Raw genomic sequence first — 17,367 nt, 5'->3', positions numbered from 1 at the left:
TGTCGGATCTCGCAGGTGGGCCGATCCGTCCCTGACAGGGCTTCGCGAGCGATTCTCAGGCGCTTCCTGGCCGCTTGTGTTCGGTCCTGTCTAGCAGAAGGCCGGGCCAAGACAAGAAGCCAACGACGGGTCGGGACTGGCGCTTTCGGCAAGCCCTCTCCGAGCACGAAGGGGGGCAGCCGGGCGGTTCGATGGGGATCGGGCGAAGGATCGCAACGCAATCCGCCTTGATCGGAGCGCGGGTCGATCCTTTCGAGGGAGAGTAAGTTGAGTAAATCGACGTTGTGGCGTTTGGGTGCTGTCGTGGTGCTGCTGGTCTGTCTGTTCGACGTTGCCGTCGGCAGGGGCCGCGTTGCGGCGAAGGACTCCGTTCTCACCACCAGCGGCCTGCCGGTGCCGCGCTATGTCAGCTTGAAGTCGGATCATGTGAACGTTCGCGCCGGTCCGACCAAGGATAACGACGTGGCCTGGGTCTATACGCGCTCCGGCCTGCCGGTCGAGATCACCGCGGAATATGAGAACTGGCGCCGCGTGCGCGATTCCGAAGGCTCGGAGGGGTGGGTCTATCACTCCTTGCTGTCGGGGCGCCGCACGGCGGTGGTCACGATGAAGAACAAGGACGATCTCGCCCCGATCTACGAGAGCGCCGACGCCACGAGCGGGGTCACCGCGCGGCTGCAGGCCGGCGTCGTCGCGCAAGTGAAGAAATGCGGCAACGGCTGGTGCCACGTGCTCGGCAATGGTTTCGAAGGCTGGATCCAGCAGCAGCGGCTGTGGGGCGTCTACGCCGACGAGCAGGTCAATTGAAGGCCCAGGTCAGCACCATGCGCTGACCTCTGTCCTGACGCGCGCCCGACACAAAAATGCCCGCAGCGGCTGCGGGCATGATGCTTCTATGACGATGTTCCGGAGGCTCAACGCTTCTTGCGCAGCCGGACGACCATGTCGATCCGGGCGATCTCGTAACCTTCGGGCGCCTCCGGCAGCTTCGACAACGCCAGATGCTGGTCAGGGATGTCGACCAGCTCGTGGTTGTTCTCGAGATAGAAGTGATGGTGGGCGGTGACGTTGGTATCGAAATAGGTCTTGGTGCCGTCAACGCTGACCTGGCGCAGCAGACCGGCGTCGGTCAGCTGGTTCAGCGTATTATAGACCGTGGCGAGCGAGACCGGAACCTTGGCCAGCGTCGCTTCCTCATAGAGCATTTCGGCGGTCAGATGCCGCGCACCCTTGCCGAACAACAGCCAGCCCAAGGCCATGCGCTGGCGGGTCGGGCGCAGCCCGGCCGCCTGCAGCATCTCGTTGACGTCGTGCCATGGGCAGCCATTGAGTGCCGGCTGCCGGCCGCTCCCGAGATCCGGGTTGCCGCGATCATGACCATTCATCGAGGCGTTGTTGCTGACATCCACTTCAAGCACCGCACAATTCGCTCTCATCCACAACTGATATAGGAAGAAACCCATTCAGATGCAAGCTTATCGCAACTAACGTATCTAGAACGCCCCTAAACTGCATTTGCCGCCCGGTTCGGGCGCGGGGCCCGGTGCTGCGTCGATTTACCTGGATACGCGCATTGACGCCGCAATCCTCTATGTTAGAGAGCGCCCGGACCCGATTTGCCCTGCCATGGTGAGCGCCGGCGGCCGTGATGGCCATGTGCGCGAATCCAGGCGTCGTTAAGCCCGCCGCCGACAGCGGTCATGTTCGCCAGGTGCGATGGCCCAGCCTTCGTGCCGACGCGATGACCGGCCAGCGCGGCGCGGAAGGGGGCGGCGCGCGGGAAGGGTCCATGTCGCGCGGCACAAATTCCACCGGGGATCGTTGAGAAAGGCCACCAAGCATGCTGGATCGGCGCAGCGCATATGAATACGAGGACCTGCTGGCCTGCGGCCGCGGGGAGCTGTTCGGCCCCGGCAATGCGCAACTGCCGCTGCCGCCGATGCTGATGTTCGATCGGATCGTCGAGATCTCCGAGACCGGCGGCGAGTACGGCAAGGGTGTCGTCCGCGCCGAGCTCGACGTGAAGCCGGATCTCTGGTTCTTCGGCTGCCATTTCAAGAATGATCCGGTGATGCCAGGCTGTCTCGGCCTCGATGCGATGTGGCAGATGGTCGGCTTCTACCTCGGCTGGACGGGCGGCGCAGGGCGCGGCCGCGCGCTGGGCCTCGGCGATCTCAAGTTTTCCGGCCAGGTTCTGCCGACCGCGCGCCAGGTTGTGTACAACGTCGACATCAAGCGCGTGATGCGCTCAAAGCTGGTGCTCGGTATTGCCGACGGGTGGCTTTCGATGGATGGCGAGATTATCTATCGCGCCAAGGACCTGAAGGTCGGCCTGTTCAAGCAGGACGCCGCGCCGACTTGAACCGGCAGGCTGCGACCACAGACAGTGCAGCAGGCACGACTGCAACACAACACACGAGCAAGGTGAGGCGGACATCATGAGGCGGGTTGTCATCACGGGCATGGGCATCGTCTCATCGATCGGCAACAACACCCAGGAGGTGCTTGCCAGCCTGTACGAGGCGAAGTCCGGCATCTCCCGTGCTGAGAAATATGCCGAGCTTGGGTTTCGTTCGCAGGTGCAAGGCGCGCCGACGCTGAATCCCGCGGACGTGGTCGACCGCCGCGCCATGCGCTTCCTCGGCGAGGGCGCCGCGTGGAATCACGTCGCCATGGAGCAGGCCATCCTCGATTCCGGGTTGGAGCCGACCGACGTCTCCAACGTCAGAACCGGCATCATCATGGGCTCCGGCGGGCCCTCGACGCGCACACTGGTGGAAGCGGCCGACATCACCCGCACCAAGGGCCCGAAGCGCGTCGGTCCGTTCGCCGTGCCGAAGGCGATGTCGTCGACGGCCTCGGCGACGCTGGCGACCTGGTTCAAGATCAAGGGCGTCAACTACTCGATCTCCTCGGCCTGCGCGACGTCCAATCATTGCATCGGCAATTCCTACGAGATGATCCAGTACGGCAAGCAGGACGTGATGTTCGCCGGCGGCTGCGAGGAGCTCGACTGGACGCTGTCGGTGCTGTTCGACGCGATGGGCGCGATGTCGTCGAAGCACAACGACACGCCTGCGACTGCATCCCGGCCCTATGACGTCACGCGCGACGGCTTCGTGATCGCCGGCGGCGCCGGCGTCCTGGTGCTGGAAGAGCTTGAGCATGCCAAGGCGCGCGGCGCCAAGATCTACGGCGAGATCGCGGGCTACGGCGCGACCTCGGACGGCTACGACATGGTGGCGCCGTCGGGCGAAGGCGCCGAGCGCTGCATGAAGATGGCGCTGTCGACCGTGAAGACGAAGATCGACTACATCAATCCGCACGCGACCTCGACGCCGGCCGGCGATCCGCCGGAGATCGAGGCCATCCGCAAGGTGTTCGGATCGGGCGAGAAGTGCCCGCCGATCGCCGCCACCAAGGCACTGACCGGCCACTCGCTCGGCGCCACCGGCGTCCAGGAGGCGATCTATTCGCTGCTGATGATGAAGAACGGCTTCATCTGCGAGAGCGCCAACATCACCGAGCTCGATCCCGCCTTCGCCGACATGCCGATCGTGCGCAAGCGCATCGACAACGCCAAGCTCGGCACCGTGCTGTCGAACTCGTTCGGCTTCGGCGGCACCAACGCGACGCTGGTGTTCAAGCAGCTCGACGCTTAAGATTTCAATAGCACTGGTTTCGTCGGCATCATGGCCGGGCAGCAGCGCGAAGCTCATTCTTCGCACCGATGTCCGGCCATTGGCGTCTCGAAGGCGGAACGATCATCCTGGCTGGGCCGATCCCGGCATGACGAAGGAGAGACATCATGCAGGGTCTGATGAAGGGCAAGCGCGGGCTTGTGATGGGCATCGCCAACGACCATTCGATCGCCTGGGGCATCGCCAAGACGCTGGCTGCGCATGGCGCCGAGATGGCCTTCACCTATCAGGGCGACGCGCTCGGCAAGCGCGTCCGCCCGTTGGCCGACGAGCTCGGCGTCAAGCACGTGCTGCCTTGCGACGTCGAGGACATCGCCAGCGTCGATGGCGTGTTCACTTCGCTGCGCGAAGCCTGGGGCGGGCTCGACTTCATCGTCCACGCCGTCGCTTTCTCGGACAAGAACGAGCTCAAGGGCCGCTATGCCGACACGTCGCGCGAGAATTTTGCGCGCACGATGCTGATCTCCTGCTTCTCCTTCACCGAGATCGCCAAGCGCGCCGCCGAGCTGATGCCGGAGAGCGGCGGCAGCATGATCACCTTGACCTTCGACGGCTCCAACCGCGTGATGCCGAACTACAACGTGATGGGTGTCGCCAAGGCCGCGTTGGAAGCCTCGGTGCGCTATCTTGCCGCCGATTACGGCCGCCGCAGCATCCGCGTCAACGCGATCTCGGCCGGCCCGGTGCGCACGCTGGCGGGCTCGGGCATCGGCGACGCCCGCTTCATGTTCGCGTTCCAGCAGAAGCACTCGCCGCTCGGCCGCGGCGTGACCCTGGAGGAGCTTGGCGGCTCCGCGCTGTATCTGTTGTCGGAGCTGTCCGGTGGCGTCACCGGCGAGATCCACTACGTCGATTCCGGCTACAACGTGATCTCGATGCCGCGCCCTGAGGATCTCAAGGCGGACTGACCTCCGCGCGCATCGGCGGTATCGGGGGGCGCGAGACTTCGTCCCCGATCCACCCAAATTTTCCCAGTTGAAGGCAATGTTCCTAAGCGGCTAATCAGGAGTCATTGGCGCCACTCTTGCGGTTGGGTTTTGCGACGACGCTGCGATGCATCAGGGCCGGTGCATCGGCCGCGACCGTCAATCAGCCGCTCGCGCCGGCAGCAAGACAGGTCGTGGGGGCGATTGATGCTGCGTTCGAAAGCCCGTGTCATCGCTCTCTGCGCGATGACCGGCATTGCGCTAGCGGCAGGAGGCGCCGGGGCGGCGCAGGCGCAATCGAGCGTCTGGGACTCCACGATCTCCAACACCAACTGGTATGTGCCGACGGCGCAGCTGCTCGCCTACCTGTCGCCGAAGACGGGCTTCTCCAATCCGGTCCCGATCGGTGACCAGACGTTGTGGACCCTAGGCACCGCAACCAACGGCGCCTTCACCGGCACCAGCGTCGCGCAGCTCAGGATCGGCCCGGCGCTGCTGACGGACACCTCGACCATCCAGGGCTTCGTCACCACCAGCGGCCAGATCACCATGCTGTTCACGCCGACCGGCGGCGGCACTGCGACCGTCGGGCTCGGCTATATGCGCAACGTCAACGGCGTGACCAGCATGGAAATGCAGATGATCACCGGCGACAGCCTGCTGGTGACGCATTGGGCCTACATGCTGCCCTATGATCCCGCGACCTTCACGCCGCCGCCGTCAGCACCGGTGCCGGCCAACTCCGTCCCGCAATGGGCATGGACCGCCGGCACGCCGTGGCGGATCGTCAGTCCGACATTGTTCGGCACGCAGGCGCCGGGCCGCTTCGTCATCACCAACTATCAGAACGGCTATTTCTGGGGCGCGGGCGTCGCGCCGACGGGCAGCACGGCCGGTGGCTTCACCCTGCTCGGCTCGGTCACCCCGGAGGGAAGCGTGCTGTTCAATACGCTGTCGCGTGGCAGCCTGACCAGCCTCTATGGCGCGATGAGCGGCAATGCGTCGAATGCGCAGATGGTCACCTCGACGTATGATCTCACGGGAAGCATGACCGGCGATCTGGCGACGATGTCGCTAATCCAGCCCTATGGCACTGCGCTTCGGTCGGCCGGCGGCCGCGTCGGCCTGGAAGCCGCCGACGTGCTGTACCGGCTGTCGATGACGTCGGCCGGCTGGAGCGGATCGATGGTCTCGGGATTTGCCGCGCTCGACAATCTCAGCGGTCCCTCGCTCAGTGCCGCCGTCAAGCAGGCGCTGCCGGTGCTGACCGGGGCGGCGTCGCAGGCGACCTATGTCAGCCAGCAGGCGTTCCGGCAGACGATGACCAACAGGCTCGATGATGTCAGCAGCATCGGCTGGGCTGCTGGCCGCAATGTCTGGATGCAGCCTCTCGGCGGCACCACGCAGCAGACGGGACGTGATGGTGTTCCCGGGTATAGTGCCGCCGGCGCGGGTCTGGCGCTCGGCGCCGATGTCGCCGTCTCGTCCCGCGCCATCATCGGCGGCGTTCTTGGCTATTCTCATCACACGATCAGCGGAAGCGATGATGCGGTGCCAAACCGTCTCGGTCTCGCCTCCTATCAGCTCGGGCTCTATGGGGCCTACGCCGTCACTTCTGATGTCACCTTCGACTATCAGCTCGACGGCGGATCGAGCGACAACGGCGAAAGCCGGTCGCTGAACTTCATGGGCGCGTCGGCCGGCGGCAGCTATCGTTCCTACAACGGCCACGCCGGTGCGGGCATCAAGACCCGCATTCCGCTGCGAGACGACCTCGCGCTCGTTCCTGCACTGCGCCTGGACTACGGCACGGTTCGCAGCGGCTCCTATCGGGAAGGCGGTGCCGGCGGTTTCAGCCTCAACGTCGATCCTCAGGTCTATCAGGAACTCGTGACGACGGCGCAGCTGAAAGCGGTCTATGCGCCGACAACGCAGGTTCGTCTGATCAGCGATGTCGGCGTCGGTTACAACGCGCTGAACCAGGCATTGCAGATCGGCGCCGCCTTCTCCGGCGGCGGCGACGGCTTCGTCACCCGGGGCCTCAGCCTGTCGCCCTGGGTCTACTCGGCCGGGCTTGGTCTTGTCGCTGCGGGCAACGATCGCCTCGACCTCAGCGTTCGCTACGGCATCAACGCGACGCCGTCCGGCCTCGTCCAGCAGTCAGGCCATGCGGTGCTGAAGATCAGGCTATGACGCGCCGAGCTGATGGTTCTACTCGCCCCCGAAATAGGCCGGCAGGCGCTGGTCGAGCCGGAACTTGAGCATCGAGCGCGCCATGTCACGCAGCACGTTGTTGTTCGCGGCATCCGGCGGCGAGGCGGGAAATGCGGAGTTGTCGACGTCGCCGGCATGAGACGGCGGTCCGACGCCGGACGTCAGCCGCGAGAGCAGCGCCTTGGAACTCGTGGCGGGCTCGCGCGTCTCGAACGTCGCGCCGTCATAGAGCTGGATATCGATCATGATGAAGACGTGGCTGATCCGGCCAAATCCCTCGCCCCGGTTGATGACGCCGACGCCGGTGACCTCGTCGTTCGTCGAGGGTTCGCTGTCGGTCCGGCGGGTGATCACGAGGTAACGAGCGCACCCCGCCGAACCGGCCACCCTCCTGACGATGGACGTGAGCTTCCCGTTCTCAGCCTTGATCGGGGGTGACTGATAGAACGGATCCAATGCTCCCTTGGGGACGCCGATGCGGCGGATCCCGGCATCACCCGCGGCTGCTTTCACGCGCGCATAGACGATATCGTCGAATCCCCAGGAGACCGGCACCTCGGCGTACTCGTTGCCCAGGCGGGTCATGCCGTTCTTCTGCACCGTGAAGACATCGCCAAGCGCTGAGATCACCCCGAGCTCGCACGGTCCGCCCTCGCGGACGGCCCTTGCCGGCTTGGCGGTCTTGGCAACGCCGGCCGCCGGCTTTGCCGCAGGCTTGGCGCTCAGCGGCGCAGGTGACGATTGCGCCAGGGCGTTGGTGCCCGACCAGAGCACGGCAATGAGCAGCGGCGCGAGCAGGCGTGAAATCGTCACTGGGAAAACTCGTGCTGGGAGAAACGAATGCGGACGGTGAAGCCCGTTCGAGGCGTATGACAGCGGGCGACGGCTCATTCGATCTTCAGGTAGCTCGGCAGGTCGCGATCGAGCTTCGCCGCGACCAGGCTGCGCAGGCGTTCGCGTAGCACGGTGCTGGTGGCTGCGGCGGCAAGAGGCTCGGGGAAGTCGGCATTGTCGAGCTTGTTGAGGGGATCCTCGGTGAGCCTCATGGTCTCGGCCAGCCGTGCGCCGGTATCCGCCGAGAATGAGCCGATCTTCTCGTAGGAATGGCCGTCGATCAGCGTGATGTTGACGTTCGCGAACAGGTGCGAGTGCCGGATGAGTGATCCGAGGCCCTGATTGTAAGCGCCAATGCCCCTGAGCCTCAGGGTGGTGTTGGGAATGGTCGCCTCGAACCTGGTGACCACGAGGTAGCGTTCGCAATTTGCATTCGTGGTGACGTTGCGCACGATCGAGGTCAGGCTCTCCTTCGGATCGGGCAGGAAGCGCGACGTCGGATGGTAGTAGGGCTCGAACGCGCCTTTGGGATAGCCGACCCTGCGGACGGTCGGATCGCCGGCGGTCGCCGCACGCACGCGCGCCACGGCGAGGTCGTCCAGTCCCCAACCCGGCAGGGTGACCTCGTCCTCTTCGGTTTCGAACACCGTGAGGCCGAACTTGCTGACGGCGAGCTGGTCGCCGAGCGCGGCAATGACGCCCAGCCGGCAGGGACCGCTTTCAACAGCGATCGGCTTCGCCGCCGGCTTCTTTCCCGAGGACTTCTTGGCGGCGGGCGCGGCCTTGGCCGGGGCTGTCATCGTCGACGGAGCCTGGGCCCAAGCCGCAGTTGTGAAGGCAGCAGCGAGACCGACGAGCGCAAGACGGGGGATCAGCAGGAGCGGTGCGGACATGGCGGATGTTCGAGATTGACGAAGCGAGCGGGAACCCGAACTTAGTTCGCCCGCGAAGGCGCACGCAACGGTTTCCGGCCGACACGTGCAAGATCAGCGCTTGCACGCTCCGCGATCATGAGTCCGCCGCCCGGTCGCCACGCTTCCATCGATAATATTTCATGATGCGGCCGTGCAGCGGATCAGCCTGCTTCTTTTCCAGCACGAAGCCCTCGCGTTCGTACCAGCGCCACGCCTTCCCGTTGCCTTCGGCGCAACGCAGCCAGACCTCGTCGGGCAGCAGCTCGCGGGTGAAGGCGAGCAGGCGGCGGCCGAGCGAGCGGCCCTGATGCGACGGGGCGATCATCAGCTGGTCGAGATAGAGCAGGGGCACGTTGATCGCGAGCATCGCCGCGAGCTGGCCGCCGTCATCAGCGACATAGAGGCTCCAGCCACCCTCCATCTCGCGCGGCACGCGCTCCTTGAGCAGGCTCAGCAGCGTGTCGCTCGGGCGCTCCAGCCCGGTCGAGCACCAGCTCTCCATCCAGAGCCTCGCGATGGCGTCGTATTCGTCCGGGCGAGCGGGGCGGATGACAGGATGGTGCATGTGGGGTGACCTGAAGCGGGGGTGACGGCCTGGCCTCTGCATCCGCAGCCATGACCTGGGACGCGCGAGGGTGTGCGACCGATAGGACAACAAAAAAGGGCGGCTCGAAAGCCGCCCTTTGTGTTTCACTCGAAGGGTGCCCCGGCTTTACTCGCCGGCGGCTTCGCGCGCCTCGGCGGGCGCGTCCTTCTGCTTGGCCTCGAGATCCTCGCCGGTGGTCTGGTCGACCGCCTTCATGGACAGCCGGGTCTTGCCGCGGTCGTCGAAGCCGAGCAGCTTGACCTTGACCTTGTCGCCTTCCTTGACGACGTCGGTGGTCTTCTGCACGCGCTTGTCGGCGAGCTGCGAGATGTGCACGAGGCCATCGCGGGTGCCGAAGAAGTTCACGAAGGCGCCGAACTCCATCACCTTGACGACGGTGCCGTCATAGATCTGGCCGACCTCCGGATCGGAGGCGATCGACTTGATCCACTTGATGGCGGCCTTCATCGCCTCGCCGTCGTTGGAGGCGACCTTCACGGTGCCGTCGTCCTCGATGTTGACCTTGGCGCCGGTCTTCTCGACGATCTCGCGGATCACCTTGCCGCCGGTGCCGATCACTTCGCGGATCTTGTCGGTCGGGATCTTGAAGGTCTCGATGCGCGGCGCGTATTCGCCGAGTTCGGCGCGCGCGGCGGTCAGCGCCTTGGACATCTCGCCCAGGATGTGGATGCGGCCTTCGCGGGCCTGACCCAGCGCAACCCGCATGATCTCCTCGGTGATGCCCTCGATCTTGATGTCCATCTGCAGCGAGGTGATGCCGCTCTCGGTGCCCGCGACCTTGAAGTCCATGTCGCCGAGATGGTCCTCGTCGCCGAGGATGTCGGACAGCACGGCGAAGCGGCTGCCTTCCAGGATCAGACCCATCGCGATGCCCGCGGTCGGCCGCTTCAGCGGCACGCCGGCATCCATCAGCGCCAGCGAGGAGCCGCACACGGTCGCCATCGACGACGAACCGTTGGACTCGGTCACCTCCGACACGACGCGCGTCGTGTAGGGGAACTCGTGGTGCGGCGGCAGCACCGGGTGGATGGCGCGCCAGGCGAGCTTGCCGTGGCCGATCTCGCGGCGCTTGGTGCCGCCGAGACGGCCGGTCTCACCGACCGAGTAGGGAGGGAAGTTGTAGTGCAGCAGGAACGTCTCCTTGTACGTCCCCGACAGCGCGTCGATGTACTGCTCGTCCTCGCCGGTGCCGAGCGTGGTCACGACCAGCGCCTGGGTTTCGCCGCGGGTGAACAGCGCCGAACCGTGGGCGCGGGGCAGCACGCCGACCTCGCAGACGATGTTGCGCACCGTCTTGGCGTCACGGCCGTCGATCCGCTTGCCGGTGTCCAGGATGTTCCAGCGGACGATCTTGGCCTCGAGCTCCTTGAACACGGCGGCGATACGGAGCTTGTCGTATTTCGGCTCCTGCCCCTCGGGGAAGAAGTAGGCCATCACCTTTTCCTTGACGGCGCCGACGGCAGCATAGCGCTGCTGCTTGATCGGAATCGCGTAGGCGGTGCGCAGGTCCTGCTCGGCGATCCCGAGCATCTCCTTCTCGATCGCGGCGTTGTCGATGATCGCGACGTCGCGCGGCTCCTTGGCGGCCTTTTCGGCGAGCTCGATGATCGCGTTGATCACCGGCTGGAAGTGACGGTGACCGAACATCACCGCACCGAGCATGATGTCCTCGTTGAGCTCCTTGGCCTCCGATTCCACCATCAGCACGGCGTCCGAGGTGCCGGCGACCACCAGGTCGAGCTGGGTGTCGGCCATCTCGTCGAGGGTCGGATTGAGGATATATTCGTCATTGGCGAAGCCAACGCGGGCCGCGCCGATCGGGCCCTTGAACGGAACGCCCGACAAGGTCAGCGCTGCCGACGCGCCGACCAGCGCGACGATGTCCGGATCGTTCTCCATGTCGTGCGACAGCACGGTCACGATCACCTGGGTCTCGTTGCGCCAGGCATCGACGAACAGCGGGCGAATCGGGCGGTCGATCAGGCGGGAGACCAGCGTCTCCTTCTCGGTCGGACGGCCCTCGCGCTTGAAATAGCCGCCGGGAATGCGGCCCGCGGCGTAGGTCTTTTCCTGATAGTCGACGGTCAGGGGCAGGAAGTCGACGCCCTCCCGCGGCGCCTTGGCGGCGACGACGGTCGCGAGCACGACGGTCTCGCCATAGGTGGCGACGACGGCGCCGTCAGCCTGGCGGGCGATCTTGCCGGTTTCCAGCTTGAGCGGACGCCCACCCCAGTCGATCTCGACGGAATGCTTGGTAAACATGGGTATCTTCTTTCATGAGATGATCGAAGGCGGACTCCCCAGAAACAAAAAAACCATGCGCAAGATTGCGGGGCGCTGGAATGCGATCAGCGGCCTGCGATCCTGCCATGGTTTTCTTATTTCGGATGGCGTCCATCCTTCTCGTAAATAACGGGCACCTTGCCCGTCACGCCCAGCGGCCGGATTGCTGCTGAAGCGTACTGCATGGTCCTGGTCGGATCAGTCGAAGAGCGTATCCGCTTCTTTCCAGATCCGGCCAGACCGCATGATCCCGGATGAGCGAACGCCGCGCGTGCGGCGTCCTCAGGATCATGTCGTCAACGCGCGCAATGACGCGCGCGCTCATTCCATAGCGAAGCTCAACGACGAATGTTGTGCTTCTCGAGCAGCGCCTTGTAGCGCGCCTCGTCGTTCTTCTTCAGATAGTCCAGCAGCGAACGGCGGGTCGACACCAGCTTCAGGAGGCCGCGGCGGGAGTGATTGTCCTTGCCGTGGGTCTTGAAATGGCCGGTCAGGTTGTTGATGCGTTCCGACAGGATCGCAACCTGCACCTCGGGAGAACCGGTATCACCGGCCTTGGTGGCGTTCGCCTTGATGATTTCCGCCTTGCGCTCTGCGGTCACCGACATCGTCAGTCTCTTTCGTTGCGACCGGAGCTGGCAGTCAGTCCGGTCAGGTTGAACACGCGCTTGGGGATGAGTTCGCCATTGCCAATTTCGGCAAGCGCCAGAAGGCGGCCTGCGACCGTGACATAGACTGTGCCGCTACTATTGGGCGCATCCCGTCCGCGCAACAAAACGGCCTGGCCCCTGTGGAGCCTTGCCGCATCAGCCCGAGTGACGGCCAGTGCCGGGATGTCGTCCAGCGCGGTCTCAACGGGCAGGAGTGCGTCGGCGAGGCTTCCCTCACCGGACGCGGCTCTATTGCACAAAGCCTCCAACTGTTCCAGCGGAATCATGTCGTTCTCGGTAAACGGACCCACCAGGGTCCGCCGGAGCGCGCTGATATGGCCGTAACAGCCGAGGAGGCGGCCCATGTCGCGGGCCAGCGCCCGGACATAGGTTCCCTTGCCGCATTCCGCCTCGAATACCGAATGGTCGGTGTCGGGCTGGTCGACGAGGGTCAGTTCATGGATCTCGACCGGGCGCGGCTGCAGCTCGACGACCTCGCCGTCGCGGGCGAGATCATAGGCGCGCTCGCCCTGGACCTTGATCGCGGAATAGCGCGGCGGCGTCTGCTCGATCCGGCCGGTAAATTGCGGCAGCAGCGCCCGGATCGCCGCGGCATCCGGCCGGCTGTCGCTGGTCTCGACGACCCGTCCTTCGGTGTCGTCGGTATCGCGCTCCTCGCCCCAGGTCACGGTGAAGCGGTAGCGCTTGCGGCCGTCCATCACGAAGGGAACCGTCTTGGTGGCTTCGCCCAGCGCGATCGGCAGGCCGCCGGAGGCGAGCGGATCGAGCGTGCCGGCATGGCCGGCGCGCTTGGCCTGGAACAGGCGCTTCACCACCGCCACGGCCTGGGTCGAGGTCATGCCGATCGGCTTGTCGAGCACGACCCAGCCATGGACGTCGCGACGATCGCGGCGCGGCTGGTTGCCCTGACCGTTTCCTTGGCGCTGCTTGTTGCGCGGATCATTGTTGTCGCGCAACGGGCGTCCGTCGGCAGAATGGATCGTCTTGGCCGTGGTCGGTTCGGCGCTCGGCGCGTCGACAGTGCCGGTTTCGGGGGGAATGGTCATCAGCTCTCTTCCGAATCCGAATTGAGGTCTCTCTGCACCGCGGGTGTTCGCAGTAATTTCTCGATCCGTTCCGCTTCGTCGAATCGCTCGTCGACGCGGAAGCGGATGTCAGGTGCAAATTTCAGGTTAACGCGCCGCGCGATGTCGCCGCGCAGGAACTTCTTGTTGCGCTCCAGCGCCGTGAGCACGACGTCCGTATCCTGTCCGCCGAGCGGCATGATGTAGATCGTGGCGAGCTTCAGGTCGGGCGACATGCGGACTTCGGGCACCGTGATGATGTGTCCCTCCAGGTCCGGATCGTGCACGTCACCGTGGCTGAGAATGTCGGCGACAGCGTGACGCACGGTCTCGGCCACGCGCAACTGACGCTGCGAGCCGCCGGAAGCGGCGCTTCCCCTCTGGTGATGGCGAGGCATTTTTCAAAAAATCCAATGGATCGTCGCCCGGCGCTGACGCGGGCGAGAGGATCATTCTGATTGAGTTCAACGACGCTTCGTTAAGTTCAAGAGGCGCAGCGATTCCGCATCTGCACGGAATCGCTGCTCACTCGAATTGCAGCGCTCTGTAGGATTCGGACTTACAGCGAGCGCTGGATAGTCTCCACGCGATAACATTCGATGACGTCGCCGACACGCATGTCGCCGTAGCTCTCGAAGGCCATGCCGCATTCCTGGCCGGCCTGCACTTCCTTCACTTCGTCCTTGAAGCGCTTCAGCGTCGACAGCTTGCCCTCGTGAACCACGACGTTGTCGCGGATCAGGCGGACATTGGCGCCGCGTTCGACAGTGCCGTCGGTGACGCGGCAGCCGGCGACCTTGCCGACCTTGGAGATGTTGAACACCTCGAGGATCTGCGCATTGCCGAGCATGGTCTCGCGCAGCGTCGGCGCAAGCAGACCGCTCATCGCCTTCTTCACGTCATCCACGAGGTCGTAGATGATGTTGTAGTAGCGGATCTCGATGCCGTTGCGCTTGGCGAGCGCGGCCGCTTCCTTGTTGGCTCGCACTGAGAAGCCGATGATCGCGGCGTTGAAGCCTTCGGCCAGCGTGACGTCGGACTCGCTGATGCCGCCGACGCCGGCATGCAGGATGCGGGCGGCGACCTCCTCGGTGCCGAGCTTCTCCAGCGAGCCGAGAATGGCTTCCAGCGAGCCCTGCACGTCGGCCTTGATGATCAGCGGGAATTCCTTGCGGCCCACGGTCTTCAATTGCGACATCATCTGTTCGAGCGAACCGCGCATGCCGGAGATCGAGGCGGCCGCGTTCTCGCGCTTCTGGTGCGCGCGGTAGCTGGTGACCTGGCGGGCACGGGCTTCGTTCTCAACGACGGCGAGACGATCGCCAGCTTCCGGCGGACCGTTGAAGCCGAGCACCTCGACCGGCACCGACGGGCCTGCCTCCTGCAACGTCTCGCCCTGGTCCGAGATCAGCGCGCGGACGCGGCCCATCTCGGCGCCGGCGACGATGATGTCGCCGACCCGCAAGGTGCCGCGCTGAACCAGCACGGTGGCAACCGGGCCGCGGCCGCGATCGAGCTTGGCTTCGATCACGGTGCCCTCGGCCGGGCGATCCGAATTGGTCTTGAGGTCGAGGATGTCGGCCTGCAACGCGATCATCTCGAGCAGACGGTCGAGATTGGTCTTGTTCTTGGCGGACACCTCGACGTCGACGACCTCGCCGCCCAGCGATTCGACCTGCACCTCGTGCTGGAGCAGCTCGGTGCGGACGCGCTCGGGACGGGCGTCGGGCTTGTCGATCTTGTTGATCGCCACGATCATCGGCACCTTCGCCGCCTTGGCGTGGTTGATGGCCTCGATCGTCTGCGGCATGACGCCGTCATCGGCCGCGACCACCAGCACGACGATGTCGGTGACCTTGGCGCCGCGGGCGCGCATCGCGGTGAACGCGGCGTGGCCGGGCGTGTCGATGAAGGTGATCTTCTTGCCGGAATCCGGCGCCGTCACCTGATAGGCGCCGATGTGCTGGGTGATGCCGCCGGCTTCACCCGAGACCACATTGGCATGGCGCAGCGCGTCGAGCAGCGAGGTCTTGCCGTGGTCGACATGGCCCATCACGGTGACGACCGGCGAGCGCGGCTCGGTGTCGGTCGAATCGTCGACGACGTCGAACAGGCCCTCTTCCACGTCCGAGGCGGCGACGCGCTTGACGGTGTGGCCGAGCTCTTCCGCGATCAGCTGCGCGGTGTCGGCATCAATCACGTCGGTGATCTTGTGCATCGCGCCCTGGCGCATCAGCAGACGGATCACGTCGACCGCGCGCTCCGACATGCGGTTCGCCAGCTCCTGGATGGTGATGGCTTCCGGAATCGTCACCTCGCGGACGAGCTTCTCCTTCTGCTCGTTGGCGGCATGGCCCTTCAGGCGCTGCGTGCGGCGGCGGAACGACGCGATCGAGCGCTCGCGCACATCGTCGGCCGTGAGCGCCGTGACCACCGTCAGGCGGCCGCGCTGCTTCTGCGGACCCGGCTTGTGCGTGGTCTTCGGCGGCGGCGCGGGACGTGCGGCTCCACCGGGACCCCTGCGGATCTGGCGCGGACCCTCATCCTCGTCCGGACCGGCGGCAACCGCCGCCGGCGCGCGGCCGAGCGGACCGCCGGCGGCAGGACGGGCGCCGGCCGGGCGTGCGCCCGCCGGCTGAGCGCCGCCGGGCCGCGAGCTCGGACCACCAATCTGCTGCGGCCGGCTGCCCGGTGCGCCGACGGGCCTGCCGGGGGCGGGCGTCGAGCGGGCCGGTGCCGTCGCGGCGGGCTGCGGCGCGGATGTCGCCGGACGGGGCGCCTCGCCTTCACCGAACCGCTTCTTGGCCTCGAGCTCGGCCTTGCGCTTGGCTTCCTCTTCGTGACGGTGCCGCTCTTCCTCGGCCTTGCGGCGCGCCTCGGCAGCCTCGCGCTCGGCGCGTTCGGCGGCTTCGCGCTCGGCGCGGCGGCGGGCTTCCTCTTCGGCCTGGCGGCGTTCCTCGATGTCGCGCACGCGGGCGTCGGCCAGCGCGCTGGCGCGCGCCGAGCGCTCGTCCTCTGTCAGGGTGCGGAGCACGACGCCGGAGCCGCTGCGCTGTGGACCGGACGACCGCGGCCCGGACGGGCGGTTGCTCGCCGGCGGCGGCGTCGGCGCCTTGGCGACGGTCGGCTCCGGCGCGTGCGGCGCATCGGGCGCCCCATCGCCAACACGGCGCTTGGTGCCGCGCTTCTCGACCACCACCTGCTTGCTCCGGCCATGTGGGAAGCTCTGGCGCACCGTGCCAGTCTCGACGCGCGGCTTCAGCGTCAAGGTCTTGGTCGGGACACTCAGTTTCTTGTCGCCCGGAGTGTTGTTGTCGGCCATTCAGTCGTCCTAATCTCGTTTACCTGCGTGCGGGTCTGCCGCACCGTCCCATTCGTGCAATCGTCGCGTATTCGTCGCTATGTCTTCGAAGTCGAAGCAGATTTCGTGGCCGCGGTTCCGGCAATCTTGTCAGCGTCGGCCGACCGGTATCGGACCAGTGTCTGGCTGCGCGACAGGAATGTCCTGCTCGCCGGGCCTGCGAGCACGGCAGCATGTATCACATTTGAGCGCCCAAGTGCCAAATCCAATTCTGCCGAAGTGAGACAGCAGATGATCGGAATTGTCGGGGCTTGGCCCTGACCCTCGGCGTTCGGCCGCACCAGCGCGTCGAGCTTGCGGATCCCGTCGGCTGCACCGTCCGCAGCATGGACGAGGGCTGCCAAGGTCGACCGTGACTGCCGCTGCGACAGCGCCGCTTCCACCTTGGAGAAACCGGAGACGACCTCGCCCGCCTTGGCGGCAATCCCCAGCGCTTCGATCGCGCTGCGGGCCAGCAAGGCTTCCAGGTCTTCGGGAAGGGTAGGCGGGACGCGGACGTTGGTCTTGAAGCCTCGGCTGAAATGGTGACGCCGCACCGCCTCCGCAACCGCCTGGCGCGAGGCGGTGATCCACAAGCCCCGCCCCGGCAGCTTGCGCTTGATGTCGGGCACGACCTCGCCCGACGGGCCGACGACGAAGCGGATCAGCTCGCCGATCGGCCGCACTTCGCGGCTGACCGCGCACATGCGCATGGTCGCGGACTTTTCGGTCCGCGGTCCATTGTCGAGCTCGGGGTCGGCCAAAGCGAGCATGCGGTGATGCGGCTCCTCATCTCAAGCGAGCTGGGTCAGG

16 protein-coding genes are annotated in these 17,367 nt (G+C 65.7%); 6 read left to right on the top strand and 10 right to left on the bottom strand.

What is annotated here, in order from left to right; all coding sequences use genetic code 11:
* Window positions 1–321 precede the first annotated feature (321 nt).
* Window positions 322–807: an SH3 domain-containing protein gene (locus QW845_RS23745; protein WP_315803980.1), complete on the top strand. Its 486-nt coding sequence runs from the start codon at window positions 322–324 to the stop codon at window positions 805–807.
* A 107-nt stretch (window positions 808–914) separates the two neighbouring features.
* Here QW845_RS23745 and irrA read toward each other — a convergent pair whose 3' ends face one another.
* Window positions 915–1,385 (bottom strand): iron response transcriptional regulator IrrA, encoded by a 471-nt coding sequence (irrA, locus tag QW845_RS23740; protein ID WP_315803979.1) that lies wholly within the window; start codon window positions 1,383–1,385, stop codon window positions 915–917.
* A 455-nt stretch (window positions 1,386–1,840) separates the two neighbouring features.
* On the opposite strand from irrA, the gene fabA reads away from it, so the two are divergent.
* The 4 genes from fabA (at window position 1,841) to QW845_RS23720 (ending at window position 6,820) form a co-directional block, all read left to right on the top strand.
* On the top strand, window positions 1,841–2,362 hold the full coding sequence (gene fabA, locus QW845_RS23735; protein ID WP_315803943.1) for a 3-hydroxyacyl-[acyl-carrier-protein] dehydratase FabA: 522 nt from the start codon (window positions 1,841–1,843) through the stop codon (window positions 2,360–2,362).
* Between the two features lie 76 nt (window positions 2,363–2,438).
* The gene (fabB, locus tag QW845_RS23730) at window positions 2,439–3,662 is read left to right on the top strand and encodes a beta-ketoacyl-ACP synthase I (protein ID WP_315803942.1); all 1,224 of its coding nucleotides are present in this window, start codon (window positions 2,439–2,441) and stop codon (window positions 3,660–3,662) included.
* Between the two features lie 146 nt (window positions 3,663–3,808).
* Complete coding sequence (gene fabI / locus QW845_RS23725) at window positions 3,809–4,609, top strand: enoyl-ACP reductase FabI (protein WP_315803941.1); 801 nt, start codon at window positions 3,809–3,811, stop codon at window positions 4,607–4,609.
* Window positions 4,610–4,834: 225 nt separating this feature from the next.
* Complete coding sequence (locus QW845_RS23720; protein ID WP_315803940.1) at window positions 4,835–6,820, top strand: autotransporter outer membrane beta-barrel domain-containing protein; 1,986 nt, start codon at window positions 4,835–4,837, stop codon at window positions 6,818–6,820.
* An 18-nt stretch (window positions 6,821–6,838) separates the two neighbouring features.
* Here QW845_RS23720 and QW845_RS23715 read toward each other — a convergent pair whose 3' ends face one another.
* From QW845_RS23715 to pnp, 4 genes are all read right to left on the bottom strand, one after another.
* On the bottom strand, window positions 6,839–7,654 hold the full coding sequence (locus QW845_RS23715; RefSeq protein ID WP_315803939.1) for a hypothetical protein: 816 nt from the start codon (window positions 7,652–7,654) through the stop codon (window positions 6,839–6,841).
* A 74-nt stretch (window positions 7,655–7,728) separates the two neighbouring features.
* Entirely contained in the window at window positions 7,729–8,568 is an 840-nt protein-coding gene (locus QW845_RS23710; protein ID WP_315803938.1) for a hypothetical protein, read from the bottom strand.
* 115 nt (window positions 8,569–8,683) lie between these two features.
* Complete coding sequence (locus QW845_RS23705; RefSeq protein ID WP_315803937.1) at window positions 8,684–9,154, bottom strand: GNAT family N-acetyltransferase; 471 nt, start codon at window positions 9,152–9,154, stop codon at window positions 8,684–8,686.
* Between the two features lie 147 nt (window positions 9,155–9,301).
* A complete protein-coding gene (pnp, locus tag QW845_RS23700) occupies window positions 9,302–11,458 on the bottom strand; it encodes a polyribonucleotide nucleotidyltransferase (protein ID WP_315803936.1) in 2,157 nt (718 codons plus the stop codon).
* On the opposite strand from pnp, the gene QW845_RS23695 reads away from it, so the two are divergent.
* Window positions 11,457–11,609, top strand: coding sequence for a hypothetical protein (locus QW845_RS23695; RefSeq protein ID WP_315803935.1), 153 nt, complete (start codon window positions 11,457–11,459; stop codon window positions 11,607–11,609). The genes pnp and QW845_RS23695 overlap by 2 nt on opposite strands.
* Window positions 11,610–11,817: 208 nt before the next feature.
* On the opposite strand, the gene rpsO is transcribed toward QW845_RS23695, so the two are convergent.
* The 5 genes from rpsO to QW845_RS23670 form a co-directional block, all read right to left on the bottom strand.
* The gene (gene rpsO / locus QW845_RS23690; protein WP_015663225.1) at window positions 11,818–12,087 is read right to left on the bottom strand and encodes a 30S ribosomal protein S15; all 270 of its coding nucleotides are present in this window, start codon (window positions 12,085–12,087) and stop codon (window positions 11,818–11,820) included.
* A gap of 2 nt (window positions 12,088–12,089) precedes the next feature.
* Window positions 12,090–13,196, bottom strand: a complete 1,107-nt coding sequence (gene truB, locus QW845_RS23685) for a tRNA pseudouridine(55) synthase TruB (protein ID WP_315803934.1) — start codon at window positions 13,194–13,196, stop codon at window positions 12,090–12,092.
* Complete coding sequence (rbfA, locus tag QW845_RS23680; protein ID WP_315716923.1) at window positions 13,196–13,612, bottom strand: 30S ribosome-binding factor RbfA; 417 nt, start codon at window positions 13,610–13,612, stop codon at window positions 13,196–13,198. Before rbfA ends, truB begins: the two co-directional genes overlap by 1 nt.
* Window positions 13,613–13,773: 161 nt before the next feature.
* Complete coding sequence (infB, locus tag QW845_RS23675) at window positions 13,774–16,536, bottom strand: translation initiation factor IF-2 (RefSeq protein ID WP_315803933.1); 2,763 nt, start codon at window positions 16,534–16,536, stop codon at window positions 13,774–13,776.
* Window positions 16,537–16,613: 77 nt separating this feature from the next.
* A complete protein-coding gene (locus QW845_RS23670; RefSeq protein ID WP_315803932.1) occupies window positions 16,614–17,327 on the bottom strand; it encodes an RNA-binding protein in 714 nt (237 codons plus the stop codon).
* Between the last annotated feature and the right edge of the window lie 40 nt (window positions 17,328–17,367).

Source organism: Bradyrhizobium sp. SZCCHNS3002 (assembly GCF_032377435.1).
GTDB lineage: Bacteria > Pseudomonadota > Alphaproteobacteria > Rhizobiales > Xanthobacteraceae > Bradyrhizobium.
Note: the sequence above shows the minus strand (reverse complement) of the source record. Positions and strands in the feature narration are given on the sequence as shown.

What these genes read in the sequence shown, in the direction of transcription:
- irrA (WP_315803979.1), bottom strand. Translation starts at nt 1,385, where the DNA reads ATGAATGGTCATGATCGCGGCAACCCGGATCTCGGGAGCGGCCGGCAG.
- fabA (WP_315803943.1), top strand. Translation starts at nt 1,841, where the DNA reads ATGCTGGATCGGCGCAGCGCATATGAATACGAGGACCTGCTGGCCTGC.
- fabB (WP_315803942.1), top strand. Translation starts at nt 2,439, where the DNA reads ATGAGGCGGGTTGTCATCACGGGCATGGGCATCGTCTCATCGATCGGC.
- fabI (WP_315803941.1), top strand. Translation starts at nt 3,809, where the DNA reads ATGCAGGGTCTGATGAAGGGCAAGCGCGGGCTTGTGATGGGCATCGCC.
- QW845_RS23720 (WP_315803940.1), top strand. Translation starts at nt 4,835, where the DNA reads ATGCTGCGTTCGAAAGCCCGTGTCATCGCTCTCTGCGCGATGACCGGC.
- QW845_RS23710 (WP_315803938.1), bottom strand. Translation starts at nt 8,568, where the DNA reads ATGTCCGCACCGCTCCTGCTGATCCCCCGTCTTGCGCTCGTCGGTCTC.
- QW845_RS23705 (WP_315803937.1), bottom strand. Translation starts at nt 9,154, where the DNA reads ATGCACCATCCTGTCATCCGCCCCGCTCGCCCGGACGAATACGACGCC.
- QW845_RS23695 (WP_315803935.1), top strand. Translation starts at nt 11,457, where the DNA reads ATGGGTATCTTCTTTCATGAGATGATCGAAGGCGGACTCCCCAGAAAC.
- pnp (WP_315803936.1), bottom strand. Translation starts at nt 11,458, where the DNA reads ATGTTTACCAAGCATTCCGTCGAGATCGACTGGGGTGGGCGTCCGCTC.
- rpsO (WP_015663225.1), bottom strand. Translation starts at nt 12,087, where the DNA reads ATGTCGGTGACCGCAGAGCGCAAGGCGGAAATCATCAAGGCGAACGCC.
- truB (WP_315803934.1), bottom strand. Translation starts at nt 13,196, where the DNA reads ATGACCATTCCCCCCGAAACCGGCACTGTCGACGCGCCGAGCGCCGAA.
- rbfA (WP_315716923.1), bottom strand. Translation starts at nt 13,612, where the DNA reads ATGCCTCGCCATCACCAGAGGGGAAGCGCCGCTTCCGGCGGCTCGCAG.
- infB (WP_315803933.1), bottom strand. Translation starts at nt 16,536, where the DNA reads ATGGCCGACAACAACACTCCGGGCGACAAGAAACTGAGTGTCCCGACC.
- QW845_RS23670 (WP_315803932.1), bottom strand. Translation starts at nt 17,327, where the DNA reads ATGCTCGCTTTGGCCGACCCCGAGCTCGACAATGGACCGCGGACCGAA.